17 protein-coding genes and 1 pseudogene are annotated in these 19,648 nt (G+C 68.8%); 2 read left to right on the forward strand and 16 right to left on the reverse strand.

Going from position 1 to position 19,648, the window contains the following annotated elements:
- Nucleotides 1-73: 73 nt before the first annotated feature.
- Both aspA and CEB94_RS38290 read right to left on the reverse strand, forming a co-directional pair.
- Nucleotides 74-330: pseudogene (gene aspA, locus CEB94_RS38285) on the reverse strand (aspartate ammonia-lyase); the annotation flags it as partial.
- Between the two features lie 55 nt (nt 331-385).
- Nucleotides 386-556: a hypothetical protein gene (locus CEB94_RS38290; RefSeq protein ID WP_175430203.1), complete on the reverse strand. Its 171-nt coding sequence runs from the start codon at nt 554-556 to the stop codon at nt 386-388.
- Between the two features lie 351 nt (nt 557-907).
- Here CEB94_RS38290 and CEB94_RS38295 point away from each other — a divergent pair, with 351 nt between their 5' ends.
- Nucleotides 908-1,120 (forward strand): cupin domain-containing protein, encoded by a 213-nt coding sequence (locus CEB94_RS38295; RefSeq protein ID WP_175436520.1) that lies wholly within the window; start codon nt 908-910, stop codon nt 1,118-1,120.
- Between the two features lie 9 nt (nt 1,121-1,129).
- On the opposite strand, the gene CEB94_RS38300 is transcribed toward CEB94_RS38295, so the two are convergent.
- From CEB94_RS38300 to CEB94_RS38360, 13 genes are all read right to left on the reverse strand, one after another.
- The gene (locus CEB94_RS38300) at nt 1,130-3,967 is read right to left on the reverse strand and encodes a SpoIIE family protein phosphatase (RefSeq protein WP_175436521.1); all 2,838 of its coding nucleotides are present in this window, start codon (nt 3,965-3,967) and stop codon (nt 1,130-1,132) included.
- Nucleotides 3,968-4,021: 54 nt separating this feature from the next.
- Nucleotides 4,022-5,110 (reverse strand): ABC transporter substrate-binding protein, encoded by a 1,089-nt coding sequence (locus CEB94_RS38305; RefSeq protein WP_175436522.1) that lies wholly within the window; start codon nt 5,108-5,110, stop codon nt 4,022-4,024.
- Nucleotides 5,111-5,217: 107 nt separating this feature from the next.
- Nucleotides 5,218-6,204: a D-2-hydroxyacid dehydrogenase gene (locus CEB94_RS38310; protein ID WP_175436523.1), complete on the reverse strand. Its 987-nt coding sequence runs from the start codon at nt 6,202-6,204 to the stop codon at nt 5,218-5,220.
- Nucleotide 6,205: 1 nt separating this feature from the next.
- The gene (locus tag CEB94_RS38315; protein ID WP_175436524.1) at nt 6,206-7,663 is read right to left on the reverse strand and encodes an NAD-dependent succinate-semialdehyde dehydrogenase; all 1,458 of its coding nucleotides are present in this window, start codon (nt 7,661-7,663) and stop codon (nt 6,206-6,208) included.
- 185 nt (nt 7,664-7,848) lie between these two features.
- The gene (locus tag CEB94_RS38320) at nt 7,849-8,691 is read right to left on the reverse strand and encodes an ABC transporter permease (protein WP_246112044.1); all 843 of its coding nucleotides are present in this window, start codon (nt 8,689-8,691) and stop codon (nt 7,849-7,851) included.
- Nucleotides 8,688-9,590, reverse strand: coding sequence for an ABC transporter permease (locus CEB94_RS38325; RefSeq protein WP_175436525.1), 903 nt, complete (start codon nt 9,588-9,590; stop codon nt 8,688-8,690). The genes CEB94_RS38320 and CEB94_RS38325 overlap by 4 nt, the downstream gene beginning before the upstream one ends.
- Before the next feature lie 3 nt (nt 9,591-9,593).
- Nucleotides 9,594-10,763, reverse strand: coding sequence for an ABC transporter ATP-binding protein (locus CEB94_RS38330; protein ID WP_246112045.1), 1,170 nt, complete (start codon nt 10,761-10,763; stop codon nt 9,594-9,596).
- Nucleotides 10,756-11,847: an ABC transporter substrate-binding protein gene (locus CEB94_RS38335; RefSeq protein ID WP_175436526.1), complete on the reverse strand. Its 1,092-nt coding sequence runs from the start codon at nt 11,845-11,847 to the stop codon at nt 10,756-10,758. Before CEB94_RS38335 ends, CEB94_RS38330 begins: the two co-directional genes overlap by 8 nt.
- Nucleotides 11,848-12,201: 354 nt before the next feature.
- Nucleotides 12,202-12,882 (reverse strand): haloacid dehalogenase type II, encoded by a 681-nt coding sequence (locus CEB94_RS38340; protein ID WP_175436527.1) that lies wholly within the window; start codon nt 12,880-12,882, stop codon nt 12,202-12,204.
- 60 nt (nt 12,883-12,942) lie between these two features.
- Entirely contained in the window at nt 12,943-14,022 is a 1,080-nt protein-coding gene (locus CEB94_RS38345) for a phosphotransferase (RefSeq protein WP_246112046.1), read from the reverse strand.
- 22 nt (nt 14,023-14,044) lie between these two features.
- The gene (locus CEB94_RS38350; protein ID WP_175436528.1) at nt 14,045-15,394 is read right to left on the reverse strand and encodes an aspartate aminotransferase family protein; all 1,350 of its coding nucleotides are present in this window, start codon (nt 15,392-15,394) and stop codon (nt 14,045-14,047) included.
- Nucleotides 15,395-15,484: 90 nt separating this feature from the next.
- On the reverse strand, nt 15,485-15,670 hold the full coding sequence (locus CEB94_RS38355; RefSeq protein ID WP_175436529.1) for a hypothetical protein: 186 nt from the start codon (nt 15,668-15,670) through the stop codon (nt 15,485-15,487).
- Between the two features lie 225 nt (nt 15,671-15,895).
- Nucleotides 15,896-17,173, reverse strand: a complete 1,278-nt coding sequence (locus tag CEB94_RS38360; RefSeq protein WP_175436530.1) for an NAD(P)/FAD-dependent oxidoreductase — start codon at nt 17,171-17,173, stop codon at nt 15,896-15,898.
- A 702-nt stretch (nt 17,174-17,875) separates the two neighbouring features.
- Here CEB94_RS38360 and CEB94_RS38365 point away from each other — a divergent pair.
- Nucleotides 17,876-19,045, forward strand: coding sequence for an ROK family transcriptional regulator (locus CEB94_RS38365; RefSeq protein ID WP_175436531.1), 1,170 nt, complete (start codon nt 17,876-17,878; stop codon nt 19,043-19,045).
- Here the strand turns inward: CEB94_RS38365 and CEB94_RS41400 are convergent.
- On the reverse strand, nt 18,967-19,449 hold the full coding sequence (locus tag CEB94_RS41400) for a hypothetical protein (protein ID WP_246112047.1): 483 nt from the start codon (nt 19,447-19,449) through the stop codon (nt 18,967-18,969). The genes CEB94_RS38365 and CEB94_RS41400 overlap by 79 nt on opposite strands.
- Nucleotides 19,450-19,648: the final 199 nt, after the last annotated feature.

Raw genomic sequence — 19,648 nt, forward strand, 5'->3', positions numbered from 1 at the left:
AGACATGGCGAATTCCTGACCTGTTACGCGTAGTCGAGTGGGGGAACGTCAGTCGAGGCCGCGCTTGATCACGTCACGCCAGGGCTTGACCGGGCCCCGCGACGACCTCGGGACGGAGCAGCTCGCCGAGGGTGCCGGCGGGCAGGAGGTCCTTGTCCAGGACGAGTTCGGCGACTGCGGGTCCGGTGGCGAGGGCCTCCTTGGCGATGGTCGTGGCCGCCTCGTAGCCGATGGACGGGTTGAGGGCGGTGACCAGGCCGATTGGTTCACCACCGCCGCCCGCAGCGTCTCGGTGTCGGCCGTGATCCCCGCGACGCACCGCTCGGCCAGTTCCCACGACCGCGTCGCGGAAATGCTGCGCAGCGTCACCGCCGGCGGTCTCGGCTCAGAACGACTTGTCCATCGCCTTGTGGTAAGCGCCGCCGAGCGGCAGGAACCAGGCTGTGCCATTGCAGAAGGGGGCCGGCACCTTCGGGAATCGCCGGGCGGGCGGCAGCACCTCGGTCCCGATTCCTTCACCGGGGATGAGGGCGATGCGGTGGTTCTGGTTCGTCATACGGCCGATTGCAGCAGCGGGCCGGGCAGCGCGTCCAAGACACAATCCCGATGTGCCTTATAAGGTGGTCCTATATGGCGGCCATTTCGCAGATTGGCGTTCGGTTCCGGATCGAGCACCAGGGCGCCCGCCGTCCGCCGCCAGGGTCGGTCACTACCGCCGGCCCCACCCCCTCCGGCGCCATCGGCAGCACCGACGCCCGATGTTCCGTCTCGGCCGCGACGGGCGAATCGACACCGTCCTCGCGCAGGTCGTCCGCACAGGCCCGTTCGGCCGTGCCCTGCTGCACAATGATCAGCCGGGGTCCGGTCGGCACGTCGCGAGCCACCGTTCTGCCCGGAGGGAACGGCGGTGTCTGGGCATCCCAGCCCGCGGTGGCCCGCCGAGGAGCGCGAGGACACCGAGACCTGTTACATCCTGAGCGGCCGCGCGCTCGTCACCGACGCCGCCAAGGGAGGGACCTTCGAGATCTCCGCAAGTGATGTCATCGTCCAGCCCAAGGGATGGTCCGGCCGCTGGGACGTCGAAGAGACGATCCGCAAGGTGTACGGCATCGGCAGGTGACGAGCTGCCTCACCAGGCCGCGTCCTCCCATTGGTCCAGCAGGGCGTCGGCCGACACCTCCTCGGGTTCGGCGGCCGGGCTCCGCGTGGACTGTTCGGTCCAGATCACCTTGCCGCGTGCCATGTACCGCGTGCCCCACCGCTGGGCGAACCGGGCGACGAGGAACAGTCCCCGCCCGCCCTCGTCGGTGATCGCGGCCCTGCGCAGGTGGGGTGAGGTGCTGCTGCCGTCTGCGACTTCGCAGATCAGGCTGTCGTCGTCGCGCAGCACCCGCAGCCGGATCGGTTCGATGCCGTAGCGGATGGCGTTGGTGACCAGCTCGCTCACGATCAACTCGGTCGTGAAGGCCATCTCCTCCAGTCCCCAGGTCCTGAGCCGCCCGGTGACGTCCGCCCTGACGCCCGCGACGACGGCCGGATCGCCGGGCACGTCCCACTCGGCCACCTGGGAGGGGTCCAGCAGCCGGGTGCGGGCGACGAGCAGGGCGATGTCGTCGCTCGACCGGGCGGGAAGCAACGCGTCGAGGACGTCCTGGCAGGTCTCCTCCGGAGTGCGGCGAGTGCCGGCCAGAGCGTGCCGCAACGCCTCCAGACCGGTGTCGATGCCCCGCTCCCGGTCCTCGACCAGACCGTCCGTGTAGAAGACCAGCCGCGAACCCTCGGGGAGGGTGACCTCGGCGGTCTCGAAGGGCTCGGCGCCACCCAGACCGAGCGGCGGTGAACCGGGCACCCGCAGGTACTCCACGGTGCCGTCGGGGTGCACCAGGGCCGGTTCCGGATGCCCGGACCGGGACAGGCAGCAGATTCCGGAGGCCGGATCGTAGATGGCGTAGAGGCAGGTGGCGCCCACGACGCTCTCGGCGTCCCGCTCCCCGTTCTCGTCGCTGTCGATCCGTGCGACCAGTTCGTCCAGGTGCCCGAGGAGCTCGTCCGGGGGCAGGTCGAGGGCGGAGAAGTTGTGCACTGCGGTACGCAGCCGGCCCATCGTGGCCGCGGCGTGCAGGCCGTGGCCCACCACGTCGCCGACCACCAGGGCAACCCGGGCACCGGGCAACGGGATCACGTCGAACCAGTCGCCGCCCACGCCCTCCAAAGCGGGCAGGTAGCGGTGGGCGACCTCGACGGCCGAGTGGTCGGGCAGGGAGCTCGGCAGCAGGCTGCGCTGCAGCGACTCGGCCAGCGTGTGCTCGCGGGTGTAGCGGCGGGCGTTGTCGACGGCGACCGCGGCCCGCGCGGCCAGTTCCTCGGCGAAGGCCAGATCCTCCCTGCCGAAGGGGGCGCCGTCGGAGCGCCAGAAGCTCGCCATGCCCAGCACCACACCGCGGGCCTGGAGCGGCACCGTGATCAGGGAGTGGAAACCGAGGTCCAGCACGCGCCTCGCCCGATCGGGGTCCTGGGCGCTCATCCAGCCGCCCGAAGCGGTCAGGTCGACGTCCAGGACCGCACGGCCGCGCTCGGCACCGACGGCCGCCGGCGACGTGGGGACGAAGCGGAGCAGCTCACCCACCGGATAGAGGGACCGGGCACCGCCGACGCCGTGCACCGCCACCCGGCGCATCTCGCGACCGGGCCCGGCCGACACCGCACCGCGCAGGATCGGATCCAGCAGGTCGACCGTGGCGGTGTCGGCGAACCGGGGGACCGCCACCTCGGCCAGCTCCTGCGCGGTACGCACCACGTCCAGCGTGGTTCCGATCCGTACCCCCGCCTCGTACAGCAGCCCCAGCCGCTCCCGGGCCACCTCCGCCCGGCCCGCCAGGGCCCGCAGCTCCGTCGTGTCGCGCAGTGTGGCCACGCTGCCCGAGGCACGGTCGTCGGGGTCGACCGGCCGTACGTTGACGGCCAGCAGCCGGTCGCCCGCAAGGTGCACCACGTCGGTGACCGGCCGGCCCGAGCCCAGCAGCTCGGCGGTGCCCGCCTCGAGACCGAGATCCGTGACCCGGCGCTCCTCGGCATCCGCGGGCAGGCCCAGCAGCCGCCGCGCCTCGTCGTTCGCGAGCAGCAGCCGGCCGTCGCTCCCGATGATCAGCACGCCCTCCCGCACCGCGTGCAGCACCGCGTCGTGATGCTCGTACATCCGCGTCATCTCGGACGGATCCAGGCCGCGGGTCTGCCGCCGCAACCGCCACGAGACCAGTGCGGTGCCACCCGCTGCGACCGCGAGCGCGCCTCCGGCGAACCCCAGCAGCTGCGGCAGTTGATCCTGCACCACGTCGTCCACACTGGCCACGGTGACCCCGACCGACACGAAACCGACGACCGTGAGTCCGTTGGTGTCGTAGACCGGGACGGTCGTGTCCACGGCAAGGCCCAGACTGCCTTCGAACGTCTTGGTGAACGGCCGGTCGGCGGCGCCGCCCTCGCGCACGGCGTAGATGTGCTTGCCGATCAGCTTCGGGTCGGGGTGGGTCCAGCGGAAGCCCTGGGGATCGAAGGTCACCACGTAGTCGACGCCGGTGTTCTTCCGGGTGTCCTCCGCCCGCGGCTGGAGCAGTTCGGTGGGGTCGCCGGACTTCATGGCGTCCAGCGTCCCCGGGGCCCGCGCGAAGGACTGGGCGACGCCCTTCGAGAGCTGACGCGCCTCCTGTGTGCTCGACTCCCGCGCCTGCACGACGAGTGCTCCTCCCGCGACGGCGGCGAACAGCACCATGATCACCAACTGCAGCAGGAACACCTGGCCGGCGACACTGCGTACTCTCGGCAGGGCCCGCCATCGTGCTCCCGTGGGCCGGACGCCGGGCTCCTGCTGCGCGTCCTGGCGCCCTCGCCGTCGTGAGGCCGAGTGGGTACGCCCGCCGCTGCGCGGGGAGGAGCGGAAGGCCGAGAATCGACCGGGGTGCCGGGCCATACCGACTCTTTACCATGCACGTTCATATTCAGCCATATGGCTGCATTCAGTCGGTCAGGTGCGAGCCCACCTCTGCCAGCGTCTGGTCACGGGGTCACGGTTCTCGAGCCACCACTCGATGTCCAGGTCGAAGCCCGACAGCAAGTGGCCAGGAGTACTCGGCAGATGCGCGGCGGTGGACTCGGTGAGGTACCCGTAGGCGGCGGGCACCACGGGGCCGTCGGGGTAGAGCCGGGCCATGTGGGCCTGTACCTCGGGCCGCAGCGCGAAATCGATGAGCCGGTAGGCGGCATCCGGGTTCGCGGCGCCCTTGGGGATTCCGTAGCCGTTGCTCTGCCTGCGGGCGCCGTTCCACTCGTAGGCGAGGGGAGTCCCGCGTCCGAGCAGGTTCTGGAGCCGGCCGGCCCAGGTGCTGGAGGCCGTGACAGTGCCGCGGGTCAGCAGCTCACCCGGCTCCGCGCCGTACTCCCAGAACATCCGCACGGAGCTTCTGATCTCGTCCATGACCTTGAAGGCGCGGTCTACATCGAGGGGGTAGAGCCGCTCGAGCGGCACACCGTCCGCGAGCAGCGCGAACTCCAGTTCCGGCCAGTCCACCTCCCCCTGGAGCGCGCGGCGGCCCGGGAAGCGTCCGAGACTCCAGAAGTCCGCCCACGACTCGGGCTTCCGCCGGCCGAAGGCGTCGGTGCGGTAGGCGAGAACACTGGCCCAGTAGCTCTTGCCCACACCGTTGGGGGTGAGCAGTGACTGGGCGATGCCGGCGTTTCTGGTGTTCTTCAACCGGCCGTAGTCCAGTGGCTCGGAGGCGCCCTCGTGTTCGAAGAGCACCAGATTGGACATGTCGATGTCCATGACGTCGAACCGCGGACGGCCCTCCTTGACCTGGGCGAGCATCTGCTCGTGCCCGAAGTTCACCACCTTGATCCGGATGCCGGTCTCTCTGGTGAACGGGTCGTAGACGGCCCTCCGGTTCGCCTCGTCGTAGGAGCCGCCGAAGTTCCGGACGATGAGCATTTTGCTGCTCTCGGCGACATTCCGCCCGGTGCGCGTCTCACAGGCCGTGAGCGATGTGGTAGCTGCGCCGACGGCGATCCCTCCGGCACCGGTCAGGAAGGCTCTGCGGTCGAATGCGATGTCTCCCACCGGCTGCCTCCACAGTGCCTTCTGGACGATCCGTGACGGAGGGTGAATCCCGGCCGGCCTTTGCCTCGTGCGGCTTTAGTCAGTGTTTACCAGGAAAAGTACTGCCTTCACAGAGGTGGTGGGTTGGAGTCCACCACGTATCCGCGACGTTTGTCGACGACGTTGCGCAGCGGTAGGCCCTCGGCGCGGCGACGGAGGTTGTCCAGGAACAGCTCGATGAGTCCTTCCCTCTCACTCATGGTCTCGCCCGCCATGTGCGGCGAGACGATGACACCCGGCATGTCCCACAGCGGCGATTCGGCGGGCAGCGGTTCCTGGGCGAACACGTCCAGGGCGGCGCCGGCGAGGCGTCCGGCGGCGAGGTGGCCGACCAGCGCCTCCTCGTCGACGAGCCCGCCCCGGGCCACGTTGATCAGACGCGCCCCCGGCTTCATGGCGGCGAGCACGGGGGCGTCGACCATGCCCCGGGTGTCCGGGGTGAGGGGTGCGGCCAGGACGACGTAGTCTGCCTCCGCCAAGGCGGAGTGCAGGGTGGCGGAGTCGTGGACCGTGCCGAAGTCGGGGTGGTCCGTGCGGGCCTTGCGGCCGGCGCCGCAGACCTGCATGCCGGCGGCGCGCAGCAGTCGGGCGATGGCTCTGCCGATGGGTCCCGTGCCCCAGACCAGCGCGGTGCGGCCACTGATCGTCTCGCTCTGGTGAGGACGCCATTCGCGGTGCTGCTGGTGCTCCCAGGTGCCGGGGAAGTCCTTGGCGAGGGCGAGGATCAGGCCGAGGACGTACTCGGCGATCGGCTCGTTGTACACACCGCTCGAGTTGGTGAGCGTGACACCGGGATCCTCCACCAGGGCGGGGAACAGGAAGGAGTCCACGCCCGCGGAGGCCGCGTGGACCCAGCGGGGTGCCTTCTCCGGGTTGTCGGGCCAGGCTTCGCGGATGGCGGGGGTGATGGTCACCCAGGCCAGGAGGGCGTCGGCGCCGGGGAGGAGGTAGGGCAGTTCCTCTTCGGTGGCGTAGACGGTGTCCGCGAGGCGTTCGATGAGCCCGGTGGCGGGTGGCCGGTTGCCCCGGTACAGGACGACGAGGCGGTCGGGCATGTCAGGCTCCGGTGGGGATGGCGATGTACTTGTACTCGAGGAACTCGCCGATGCCGACGCGGCCCCCTTCGCGGCCGAGGCCGGACTGTTTGACGCCGCCGAAGGGGGCGGCGGGGTTGGAGACGAGTCCGGTGTTGAGGCCGATCATGCCGCTTTCGAGGCGTTCGGCGACGCGCAGGGCGCGGTCGAGGTTTTGGGTGAACAGGTAGGAGGCGAGGCCGAATTCGGTGTCGTTGGCGGCGGTGACGGCCTCGTCCTCGGTGTCGAAGGTACGGATCGCGGCGACGGGGCCGAAGATCTCGGTGTCGTTGATGGCGGCGTCGGGGGTGATGCCGGTGAGGACGGTGGGTGGGTAGAAGGAGCCCGGGCCTTCGGGGAGTTCGCCGCCGGTGAGGACGGTGGCGCCGCGCTTGACGGCGTCGCGCACGAGGTCGTGGGCCTTGCTGCGGCCGGCCGTGTCGATGAGGGGGCCGACGTCGGTGCCGGGTTGGGTGCCGTCGCCGACCTTCAGCGCGGCCATGCGGGTGGCCAGGCGGGTGGCGAACTCCTCGGCGACGGTGGTGTGGACGTAGATGCGGTTGGCGGCGCAGCAGGATTCGCCCATGTTGCGCATCTTGGCGACCATGGTGCCTTCGACGGCGGTGTCGAGGTCGGCGTCGTCGAAGACGATGAGGGGGGCGTTGCCGCCCAGTTCCATGCTGGTGCGGATGACGGTGTCGGCGCACTGGGCCAGCAGGATCCGGCCGACGCCGGTGGAGCCGGTGAAGGAGAGTTTGCGGATCTGCCCGCCGCGCAGCAGGGGCTCGACGACGCCGGCGGCGTCGGTGGTGACGATGATGTTCAGCACGCCGTCGGGCAGGCCTGCTTCCTTCAGGATCGCGGCGAGGGCGAGGCTGGTCAGGGGGGTCTGGGGGGCGGGTTTGAGGACGATGGTGCAGCCCGCGGCGATAGCCGGGCCGATCTTGCGGGTGCCCATCGCCAGGGGGAAGTTCCAGGGGGTGATGAGCAGGCAGGGGCCGACCGGCTGACGGGTGACCAGGAGGCGGTTGCGGCCGTCGGGGGCGGTCATCATGCCGCCGTCGATACGCACGGCTTCCTCGGAGAACCAGCGGAAGAACTCGGCGCCGTAGGCGACTTCGGCCCGCGCCTCGGCCAGGGGCTTGCCCATCTCCAGCGTCATCAGCAGCGCGAGGTCCTCGGTGCGCGCGATGATGATGTCGTAGGCGCGGCGCAGGATCTCACTGCGCACCCGGGGCGGGGTCGCGGCCCAGCCGGCTTGCGCCGCGACCGCCGCCTCGACGGCACGCTGCCCGTCGGCGGGAGAGGCGTCGGCGACCCGGCACAGCTCCTCGCCGGTGGCCGGGTTGTCGACGGACAGCGTCCGGCCGGACTCCGCGTCCTGCCAACCGCCGCCGATGAAAAGCTGCTTGGGAACATCACGGACGACGGGCGTGGTCATGGCTGGTCTTCTCCTTGAGGTCTTGATGCGGGTGGTGGTGCGGATCGACGGCCGCCGTCGTGACGCTGAAGCAGGCCGAGGGGGAGCGGGGCCGGGCACCGGGGGAGAGACGCCCGGCCCGCTGGTTCAGAAGCCCATGAACCCGAACAGCTCGCTCTTCTCGATGAGAAGGAAGGACTCCCGAATCAGGCGAGGGGTTCCGTCGGGAGGAAGCCGCCTTGCTGGTTGCGGTGTCCGCCGAGTTTGCGGACGAGGGCGACCAGGGCGAGGGCGAGGATGGCCAGGGCGATGAGGACGGCGCTGACCGCGGTGACGGTCGGGTCGACGTCGAACTGCAGCGCGTTGAAGACGAGCACGGGCAGGGTTCGGGTGTCGGGGGTGGACAGGAACTGGGCGATGAAGAACTCGTCGAAGCTGGTGATGAACGAAAACACCGCTGCCGCGATCAGGCCGGGGGTGGCCAGCGGGAAGGTGATGCGCCGGGCGATGGTCATCCGGCTGGCGCCCATGCTGGCCGCGGCGTCTTCGAGTCGTTCGTCGATGCCCTTCAGGGTGGAGATCATGATGAGGACGGCGATGGGTGCGGCGAGCACGGTGTGGCCGAGGGCGATGGCCAGGGGGCTGCCGAGCATGCCGGCGGGTTCGAAGAACAGGAACAGGCCGAGCGCGATGACCACCTGCGGGATGAGCATCGGAGCCAGGACCAGCCCGTAGACCGCGGCGTGCAGGGGCAGCCGGCCACGGGCCAGGGCCATGGCGGCGGTGACGCCCAGGATCAGGGAGAACACCGTCGTCAGCGAGGCGATGAGGCTGGACAGGGCGATGGAGGTGGCCCAGTTGCCGCCGGGTGCGGCCATCTGCTCGTACCAGCGGGTGCTGTACTCCTGCGGCGGGAAGGTTCCGATGCCGTCCGCGCCGAAGGAGGTGACCAGGATGATCACGATGGGCATGGCCAGGAACAGCAGGATCGCGGTGGCGCTCAGGCCGCGGCCGATGTGTCCGGCCCGGGTGGGGGGCAGTTCCATCATGAGCTGCTCCTTCGTGCGGCCGTCTTCTTGCGGCGGAGCTTGGCCAGGCCGAGCACGCCCAGGCCGGCGAAGGTGAGCAGGAGCAGGATGACGCCGAAGGCGGCGGCGGAGTTCCACTGGTCCTGCTTCATCACCTGTTGGTCGATCAGCGCGGCGACGACGGTCTGCTTGTCGCCGCCCATCAGGGCGGGGGTGATGTAGTAGCCCAGGCACAGGATGAAGCTGAGCAGGCCCGCGGTGCCGATGCCGGGCGCGACCAGCGGCAGATAGATCCTGGTGAAGATCGTCAGGCGGGAGGCGCCGAAGCCTGCCGCCGCGGCCAGGAGCCGGCCGTCGACCCCGCGCATCACGCCCTGGAGGACCAGGACGGTGTAGGGGAGCATGACGGAGGTGGTGCCGATGACCACACCGGTCTCGTTGTACAGCAGCGAATACGGGGCCCCGGGAGCGTGCACGGAGGTCAGCAGGGTGTTGATGAGCCCGTGCTCACCGAGCATGATGATCCACCCGTAGGTGCGCACCAGGGCGCTGATGAAGTGCGGCACGACCACGATCAGCATCGCCAGCGCCGCGAACACCGGCCGCATCCGGGCGATGGCGTGCGCCAGGACGAAACCCACCAGCAGACTCAGCACCGCCGTCTCGGCGGAGATCCGCAGGGTGGACATCAGCACCGACAGGTTCACACCGCTGAGGGCGTCGGCGTACCAGTGCAGGGTGAAGCCGCCACTGTCGCCCTCCAGGCTGAGGGAGAGCACCCCGATGATCGGGTAGACGAACAACACCAGCAGGAACACCGTGACGGGCACGGCGTTGACCAGGGCGATGCGGGAGCGGTGTCCGCGCTTCTCGGACGTCTTGACACGCACCTTGCCGGGTGCGAGAGCGGTGCCGGCCATCCTTCACCCCCCGTCCGACTCGTCGAAGACGCTGACGTCCTCGCGGTCAGCGGTGACACAGACCCGCTCACCGGGACGGGGCGGGCTCGCGGCCGTCTCGATCCGCAGCAGTGGCGTACCCGGAGCCGCACCATCCAGACGCACCGTGATCCGCGTCAGCGAACCCACGTAGACGGCCGTCTCGACCGTGCCGGTACAGCAGCTCTCCTCGGCGCTGACCAGGCGCAGCTTGCCCGGCCTGACTGCGGCACGCACCCGCTGGCCCGGCGCACAGGCATGCGCACGCGCCTTGAGCAGACCGCCGGTGTCCAGACGGACCGGGGTGCAGCCATCCGCGGTGGATTCCTCGACCTTGCCCGGGAGGAAGTTGGCGGCGCCGAGGAAGTCGGCGACGAAGGGGGTGCGGGGGCGTTCGAACAGGCCGCGGGGGGTGTCGAACTGCTCGATGCGGCCGTCCTTCATGATGGCGATCCGGTCCGACAGGACCAGGGCCTCCTCCTGATCGTGCGTCACGTAGATGACGGTCAGGCCGAGTTCGCGCTGGATGGACTTGATCTCGGTCTGCATCTGGTCGCGCAGCTTCTTGTCCAGCGCGCCCAGCGGTTCGTCCATCAGCACGATCGGCGGACGGTAGACCAGCACCCGGCACAGCGCCACACGCTGCTGCTGGCCACCGGACAGCTCACGCGGCTTGCGGCCGGCGAACTTCGACAGGCCCGCCGCCTCCAGGGTCTCGCCCACGCGGCGGCGGATCTCCTCCTTGGCCACACCGCGCAGGGTGAGCGGGAAGGCGACGTTCTCGGCGACGGTCATGTGGGGGAAGAGCAGGTACTGCTGGAAGACGAAACCGAAGTCCCGCTTGCCGGGGTTGAGCTTGGTGATGTCCCGGCCGTCCACGGCGATGGTGCCGGAGTCGGGCTCGGTGAACCCGGCCAGCATCATCAGCGTCGTCGTCTTGCCGGAGCCGGACGCGCCGAGGAAGGTGACGAACTCACCCGCCGCGATCTCCATGTCCACACCGTCGACCACCGTCGTCCCGCTGTAGGACTTCCGCAGCCCGGTCACCGACAACGACTTCCCCGTCAGGGAGGAGGATTGTGGTGCCAGGACAGCGGCGAGATCGTCGGCTGACAGCTTCCCGGTGGTGGTCAGACTCTGGGGCCGCTCAGGCATCGGCCCACTCCTGCCAGCGCTTGGTGACGGCGTCACGGTTCTTGTCCCACCAGGCCACATCCGCGTCGAACCCGGTCTTCAGGTTCTTCGGCGAGGTCGGCTGGTTGACCAGATCGTCCTCCGAGAGCAGCTTGATGGCGCCGGGGACGACCGGACTGCCCGAGTACAGCTTGGAGAACGCCGCCTGCACCTCCGGGCGCAGCGAGAAGTCGATCAGCTTGTAGGCGGCGTCGGTGTTGTCCGCGCCCTTGGGGATGCCCCAGCCGTTGGTCATCCTGCGGGCGCCGTTCCACTGGTAGGCGACCGGCATGCCCTGCTTGATCAGCTCATCCGCACGACCGCCCCACAGGCTGGTGGCGACGACTTCCTTGCGGCCCAGCAGCACGGCCGGCAGGGCGCCGGTGTTCCAGAACTTCTTCACGTCCTTGCGGATCCGCGACATCGCCGCGAAGGCCCGGTCCACATCAAGCGGGTACAGCTTGTCCAGCGGCACTCCGTCGGCGAGCAGCGCGAACTCCAGCTCGGGAAGGTCGACCTCCACGCTCTGCAGGGAGCGCGGGCCGCTGAAGGAGTGCGTGTTCCAGAAGTCGGCCCAGTTCTTCGGGGCGCGCTTGAGGCTGTCCGTGCGGTAGGCCATCACGCTGGCCCACACGTTCTTGCCGACCGCGTGCTCCGGCAGCTGAACCTCGGCGATACCGGCACCCTTGACGTTCTTCAGCCGGTCGTAGTCCACCGGCTCCAGACAGTCCAGGCGCGTCATCTTCTGGAAGATCAGCAGCGAGTTGTCCATCAGGTCGACCTGCGGGCGGCCCTGCCTGACCTGCGCGATGACCTGCGCCGACTGGTAGTTGACCGTCGTGACCGTGATGCCGGTCTCCTTGGTGAACGGCTCGTAGAGCGCCTTGGTCAGCGCGTCGTTGTAGGCGCCACCGCTGTTGCTGACGACGAGCCGCTTCTTACCGCCCGACGATGTGCGGCTCTCGCCGCTGCCCGTGAGGGTGCCGCAGCCGGTCACTGCGGTGGCAGCGGCCAGCGCGCCTGCGGTGCGAAGTACGCTTCTGCGTCCTATCAGGTTGCCTTCCATGGCAGGGCCTCCTGGAAATCGCTGGATCTACGGGGGAATCTGTGATGCGGGGACGTACTGGTCCCGGCGGAGGGGGGCTGGAACGCCGTAACGACGGACGGAAACACGCGGGGCTCAGGCCGCCGAGCGAGACCGGGGGGAAGGAGTAAGGAAACGAAACGCGCGGTGGTGCGGCACGCTGTCGACAAGAGCGGCAATATCACGACGGTGTCTTTTCTATCGTTTTGATTACCGTCGGGTCCGCAGTGCATCCGTGGAATGGATGCGGGAGGCACTGGATTCTCGTCCCGCACGGCAGCACAAGCCGTCAGAAGAGCACGGGTGTGTGCCGTGCGGAACCGGCGATGCGTCGGATCAGATGCCGAGCATGGTGTTGAGGTCGTCCAGGGACTTCACCGTCACATAGTCGTAGCCGTGGGTCACCGGGTCGTAGCCGCGGTCCAGCAGAACCAGGTTGCGGAAGCCCATGTCGTGCATCGACTGGTGGTCGTAACGGGTGTGCGAGGCGACGTGCACGAAATCCTCGGGGGACGCGTCGAGCTTCTCGAGCATGTACTCGAACGCGGCGTACCGGGGCTTGTAGTAGCCGGCCTGCTCAGCGGTGAGGACGGCGTGGAAGTCCGCGCCGAGCTTGGGCACGCTCTCCGCGAGGAAGGAGTTGTCGGCGTTGGAGAGGATCACCAGCTTGTAGTGCTCGGCCATCTTCTTCAGCGGCGCCACCACATCCGGGTGAGGCCCCCAGCTGCGGACACCGTCGGCGAACCGCTTGCCGGCGTCCGGCGCCGCCTTGACACCCCACTTGCGGCAGACCCGCTCGAAGGAGTCCTGCAGCACCTGCTCGTAGGGGTAGTACTCGCCGCGGACCTGGTCGTAGCGGTAGCCGCGGAACTCCCGGACGAACTGGTCCCACTGCTCGGCGGGGATCTGGTCGCCGACGAGCTCGTACGTGATGGGGGTGATCGGGTATTCGATCAGCGTGCCGTAGCAGTCGAACGAGACGTACTTAGGGCGGAACTGCAACGAGGGAATTGCCATGAGAATGCTCCTGCTCTCTTTCTTTCTCTGGGGGAACCACACACATTCGGGACCGGATTCTTAGGAATGCCCGTGACGGGCTTCCCGTAGGTGCGCGACGACGTCGTCGAGGCTCACGGACAAGGAACGCTCGACATTGATCCAGTCGTCCTTGGCGTGCTCCAGGAGGTACTCGCGCCGTTCGGGTGCGCGCTCCGCGCGCCAGTTCGTGATCAGCGCACGCAGCGTGAGTCGTGCCAATGCGGCAACCGGGAGCAGTGGGAGCTCGGAGGCCCGGATCGGCCGCTCCCGTTGGTAGCCGGCGCCGAAGGCGCAGGCGTCCCGCCAGGGGTCATCCGGCGGCCTGCCGAGCAGGTTCGCCATGGGAACGGCGGGGTCGAAGATCACCGCACTGCGCACGGTGTCGCCGAAGTCGATGACCCCGGTGACGTAGTGATCATTCTTCGGATCCACCACGATGTTGTAGGGGCTGAAGTCACCGTGGATCACTTGCGTCTCGAGATCACTCAGCCTCGGGACGACGTTTTCGCCGAAGAGCCGGAAGACCGATCGGGCCGACCGGCGGTGCTCGGGTTTGGGCGTGTGCTCGACCAGTTCGGCCAGCTGGTGGAAGTGCCGGATGTCCCATGCCAGACCTCGTCGGTCCGCCGGGTGGGAGAACTCTCTGAGCGCCACGTCGATCAGCCCGAGCATCTCGCCCGCTCTGGCGAGCCGCTCCGCGTCCGGGTTCGCATCGGCAAGGACCTGGCCTTCTACGAAGTCGAACACCCGCAGGACCCGAGTCCTGCCGTCGTTCAGCCTGATGTTCACATGGTCGTCTCCGCCGGCAGTCAGCCTCACCCGCTGGACGGGCAAGTGCGGAGCGGTGCTTTCGAGGTAGCGCATCGCGGCGGTCTGGAGGGCGACGACCGCCTCGGCCTCTTCAGGGGGTGAGACCTTCACGAGGTAGGTGCTCGATTCGGTGCTGAGCCTGAATGTGTCGTCCTTCTCGGTCGCCAGCCGTTCGAAGCGCCCGCTGAGGCGGTAGTGCTTCTCAAGGAAGATGCTCACCAGCATCACGTCGATGGGCTGATGGGACGACGTCAGGCCGCTCTCCGAGAGGAGCCGTTCGGCGTAGGTCGGTGCTGGTGAGGTGTTCACGATCAGTCCCCTTAGCGGCCTGCTACAGACGGTTTTTCGCGACCTCGGCGAAGGTCTCAAGGAAGCGGGTCACATCGGCGGAGTCGAAGGCCAGCGGAGGACGGATCTTCAGTGTGTTCGCCGACGTGCCCGTGCCGTTGATCAGGATGCGGCGGTCGCGCATGTCGTTGATGACGTCTTCGGCAAGTGCGCGGTCGGGCTCGAGTGTCCCCCGGTCCTTGACGATCTCCACGCCGACGAAGAGGCCGGCGCCGCGGACTTCGGCGATGTAGGGGGAGTCCTTGGTGATCTCCCGCAGCCCCGCGCGCAGAGCGTTGCCGCTCTCCAGGACGCGCTGCTGCACGTTCTCCTTCTCGATGACGTCCAGCACCGCGGCGCCGGCGGCCACGGGGATGGAGCTACCGCCGAAGGTGTTGAAGTAGCGCACGTTGCGTCCGAACTCCTCGCAGACCTCGGGGCGGAAGACCACACCCGAGATCGGCAGGCCGTTGCCCATCGGCTTGCCCATGGTGACGATGTCCGGCAGCACGCCGTGGCGGCTGAAGCCCCACATCGAGTCCCCCAGCCGGGCGAATCCCGACTGGACCTCGTCCGCGATGTAGACACCGCCGGCCGCGTGCACCTCCTCCACCACGGCCTGCATGTAGCCGGGGGGGTCGGTGAAGATGCCGTCGCTGCTGTAGGCGCAGTCGGTGATCAGTGCAGCGAGCTGGTAGCCGTGGCGCTCGAGGTCGTCGATCGCGCCGCGCACCTGCTGCCGCATGTGCTCGTCGAGAGTGGAACCGGGGGCTACGAGGCGCGGGTCGGGAGCGTCGATGAGCCGGACGTTCGGGCCCAGTGGCGAGCCTGCGCCCAGGGTGGGCGAGAAGCTCGCCACCTCCCGGGTGATGCCGTGGTAGGCCCAGCGGGTGACGATGATGCCCTCGCCGCCCGTGTGGAACCTCGCCACGCGCATGGCCAGGTCGTTCGCCTCCGAGCCGCTGCACGCGATGCTCAGCTTCGACAGCTCCTCGGGAAAGGTCGCCAGAAGCCGCTCCGCGTAGTCGACCAGTGCTTCCTGGACGTAGCGCGTGTTGGTGTTGACGGCGGTCATCTGCCGGGCGACGGCCTTGGCCACGTGGGGGTGGGCGTGTCCGACGCACGGGACGTTGTTGTAGGCGTCGAGATAGTCGTTGCCGTCACGGTCGATCAGGTGGGCGCCGTGACCGGACACGAACTCGACCGGCTCCTTGTAGATGAGCGTGTAGCCGGGGCCCAGCACCCGCTCGCGGCGGTGGATGGTCTCTTGGATGTGTTCGGGGAGTTCGCTGACTGCGCCCGGATCGAACCGGTTGGGGTAGTGGGCGATCGCCCGACTGAGTGTCGAAGTCATCTGCAGGCACACCTTCAGTCTGTTTTCGTCGAGGTTGCTCGCTGCTGTGGCTGAGACCATACCATTCTTTGTTCCAGTTCCAACCTGAAACTAGAAAGGTTTTTGGCTGGATCTGCATGGCAGTTCACGGCAGTGCGTCTGGAGCACGACGGTCTCGGCCAGGGGCGGCGGGGTCCAGCCCTGGTCTGCCAGGTCGGTCAGGGCGCCGCTGAAGGTGCGGACGCGGTCGGCGACGCGCTGGGCGGCCTGCGTGCCCAGGAGCGACCGCACAGGCATCCACCGCTACACCACCTGCTGCCGGAGAACGGCTTCGATCTGGCCCGTGCTCTGGTGGGCACCGAAGGCTCCTGTGCGGTCGTCACCGCTGCGGCGGTCCGCCTGGTTGCCCCCGGGCCGGTCTCCACCCGCAGACCGGGCGCCGTCTCGGCGAGACGTACGACCAGGGATGTGAGGAAAACGCTCATAGGTCCACCGCCCATGCTCTCAGCGTCTTTCCGACGCTTACTTGATGACGTCCATGAACTTGTAGAACCCGCCGGCGAAGGGCAGGAACCAGGGCGGGCCGAAGTGGCCGGGGATCCGCTTGAAGGGCAGGTCGCGCCAGAGGTTGGCGGTCGGTGTCCCGTTCATGTACTCGGCCATCTGCTTGCCCATGTGGGTCGCCATCTGGACGCCGTGGCCGGAGTAGCCGAGCGAGTAGAACAGTCCGTCCTGTTCGCCGGCGTGCACCATCCGGTCCATGCTCATGTCGACCAGCCCGCCCCAGCAGTAGTCGACGCGCGTCTTCGAGAGCTGCGGGAAGACCTCGGTCATCGCCTTGTGCAGGATGCGTCCGCTCTTCGCGTCCGACTGCTGGTCGGACCCGGCGAACCGGGCGCGGCCGCCGAACAGCAGTCGGTGGTCCGGAGTGATCCGGAAGTAGTTGAGCAGGTTCAGGGACGTCGATGCCATCCGCCGGTTCGGCAGGAGCATGTCGCAGACGTCCTCGCCCAGCGGTTCGGTCACGATGATGAAACTGCCGACGGGCGCGATCCTGACCTGGTGCCAGCGGAACGGCCTGCTCGTGTAGCCGCTGGTCGCCACGAGCACCTGGTCGGCCTCGACGGTGCCGCGCGGGGTGACCAGCCGGTGCTTCGTGCCGCCCAGCCTGTCGATCTTCTCGACCGGTGCCTGCTCGTGGATGGTGACGCTGAGCCGCGCGGCGGCCTCGGCGAGGCCCTTGGTGAACTTGCCGACGTGCAGCCCCGCGCTCCTGGACTCGACCATGGCGCCGTGGTAGCGGTCGGAGCCGACCTCGGTGTGGAGTTCGCTCTGCGCAATCAGGCGGGTCTCGAGCCCGAGACGGCCGGACATGATCTCGTGGGTCTTGCGCAGACCGTCGAAGTGGGCCGGCTTGGACGCCAGGTTCAGCTTGCCCGTGCGGGCGAAGTCGCAGTCGATGCTCTCGTCCGTGACGAGGGTTTCGAGAGTGTCGACCGCGTCGTGGTAGGCCATCAGATAGGCCTTGGCGGTGTCGAAGCCGTAGCGGGAGATCGCGGACCGGAAGCCGATCGACATTCCTGTGGTGGCCATGCCGCCGTTGCGGCCCGATGCCCCGAAGCCGACCGTGTCCTTCTCGAAGACGTGCACGCTCGCACCCTTCCGGGCCAGGTGCAGTGCCGCCGACAGGCCGGTCAGGCCGGCGCCGATGATCGCCACGTCGACGCGCCCGCCGATGTCTGTCCTGGACCGGTCCGGTCCCTGGGGGGCGGTGTCGAGCCAGTAGGGGGTGAACTTCATGTCGCTGCTCTCTCCTGCCAGTGCCGTCAGCCGCTCGGGGTGTCGGAAGCTGCTCGCTGCTGCGCCCAGACCATACCAGTTCCAGTTCCAGCCTGAAACAAGATGCTTTTGAAGGTGCGGTCCGGTGATCGGTGTGGGCAGGGGTGCTGTGGACGTCGCGATTCCGGGACGATCCGGAAGCTGCGGATCCATGTACAGCGGCTCAATCCAGACGTCGAGCGGGCGGGCGACCAGCGTCTTGCGCAGGGGATATGCCGCTGGGCGACGTCGCACGCGGGCCGGAAGGTGTTGATCGCGAGTGGTAAGGTCGGCGGCATGCGGTCAAGTCGCCCTGCATCACGGGGTGATCAGCCCGGCGACGTCACTGCGCCGCGGCGGCTGACCGCACAGGGGTCCACCGTCTGATCGATGCTCGCTGCCGACAGTCAGTTGGTCATCGACCCCCCAGCCTCCTGGCCTGCGCCGCGATGCGGCGATTTCGCCGGAAGCGCTTCGGGGACCCTTCGGAGTGCATGACAGATGAGCCGAGAACCGTCCGGCGCAGCAGAAGACGAGACAGAGGGCCCTGAGGGCATCCCCCAGCGCACCCAGGCGACGGCAGGCGGGCGCGGCCGGCCTTGCGTCACTCCGCCGAAGCCCGCGATCATCACACCCAGGCCGGTCCCGACAGGACCGGCGTACCGGGCTCGCTATGGTCATCACGTGACCTCTAACCCCACTCCCCGCGACTACAACAAGGCGTCGGTCCTCGACGTGCTCCTCTCCCACGCGCCCCTGACCCGGAACCAGCTGATCGAGCTGACGGGCCTGAGCAAGGCCACGGTGTCCAGAGCGGTGGAGGAGCTCCGAGCCGACGGCTTCGTCGTCGACGGCGGAATGGACGAGGTCACCGGCCGCGGCCGCCGGTCCACCTATCTGGATTTGCCGGGCACGACCGGGCATGTCGCCGGCATCAGCTTCGGAGCGCAGACCACCGGTGTGCTGGTGACCGACCTCAGGGGCCGCGAGGTGCACCACCTGGCTGTTCCCACCGCCGACCACCAGGAGGTCGAGGACGCCGCACGATGGCTGGTCGACCTGATCGCCCAGGCCGCCGAATCCGCGCAGGGCCCGCTGCGTCAGATCGTCGCCGCGGTTCCCGGCCGGGTCCGGGGCGGCACGGAGATCTTCGGCCCCGCGGAGTCGATGAAGATTTTCGAGGGCTCCGGCCTCCATCGGGCCATCGAGGACCTGGTCGACGCCCCCGTGGTTCTCGACAGCGATGCCAACGCGGCCCTGCTCGGGATCCTCACGAACGACGCCACCATCTCCAATGCCGCGCTGTTCAGCGTCAGCACCATACTCAACTTCGCCAGTTGCACGGAGCACGAGCTCGCCCGTGGGAACACGCCCGCTTTCGGCGACATCGGTGTGCTGTCCTCCGGGGCCGAGAACGAGATCCTCGACGAGCTGCTGAGCACCAGGGGCCTCTTCCGGTTCGCGCGCAAGCGGGGGCTCGAGCTCGAGCGCGTCGAGGACCTCTGGCTGGAGTCGCACCCCGAGGCTCCGCGTGCCGAGGTGCTCGAGGCGTTCACCACGGCGATCGTGACCGCTGTCAGCGTCGTCGCAGTGACGCTGGACCCCGAGTCGGTCTACTTCGTGGGCCGCCTGCGTCCGCTCGTCGACGAGGTGCTCCCGGAGGTGCGCGTCCGGCTCGACCGGAGCCTGCCGGCCGTCCCCGAGATCAGACCGGTGCAGCACCTGATCGGTCTGTCCACGGCACAGGGGGCGGTGTACGCCTGCCTGACGATCGCTCAGGAGCGGCTGCGGGACGCCGTACTCGGGGCACGGCGCCAGAACCAGCCCGCCGAGCAGTCCGCGCCGGCCTTCTGATGCGGTGGGCGGCCGGCCGTCACCTCGTCATCGGGGGGTGCACGGGACGCCGTCCCGCGCGTAGACCGTGACACGGGCGCCGATCCATCGAGCCAGGCGCCCAGCAGCAGCGCGAACCCGATCGTGCTGTAGAGGACGTACCGGTCGACGAAGAGGGGCTTGACGAGGGCGAGCAGCAGGAGGAGCGCAGCCGGGAGGATCAGGAGCGGCAGTGCCGGAGCGGGCAACCGGATCGGCCCCCGGGCGGGCAGTGGGCCCCGGGCGCACCACACGCCCACCACTGCCATGGCCGCGAGGCCGACGAGTTGGCTGCGGTGCGCCACCTGGTACGTCACCGCCTCGTCGCCCCGCATGCTGCCCTGGCGACGGACCCCCCGCCGCCCGAGGGCCACAGTCACCAGCATGGGCACGACCTCCACGACAGCCTTGAGGAGTGGTTCGGATCGGGGCCGCAGGGGCGGGGAGGGCGGGATCCAGGAGTGGTCGGGCCTGACGCAGTTCGGTGCTGATCGCGCTCCGGGGGCTGAGGCCGGGCAGCCGGCCGTGCGAGTGATGCACGACGACCGCCTCACGGGAAGCCCGGCCGCCGCTCCCGACTCTCGC

The sequence above is a fragment of the Streptomyces hawaiiensis genome, from assembly GCF_004803895.1.
GTDB classification, from domain to species: domain Bacteria; phylum Actinomycetota; class Actinomycetes; order Streptomycetales; family Streptomycetaceae; genus Streptomyces; species Streptomyces hawaiiensis.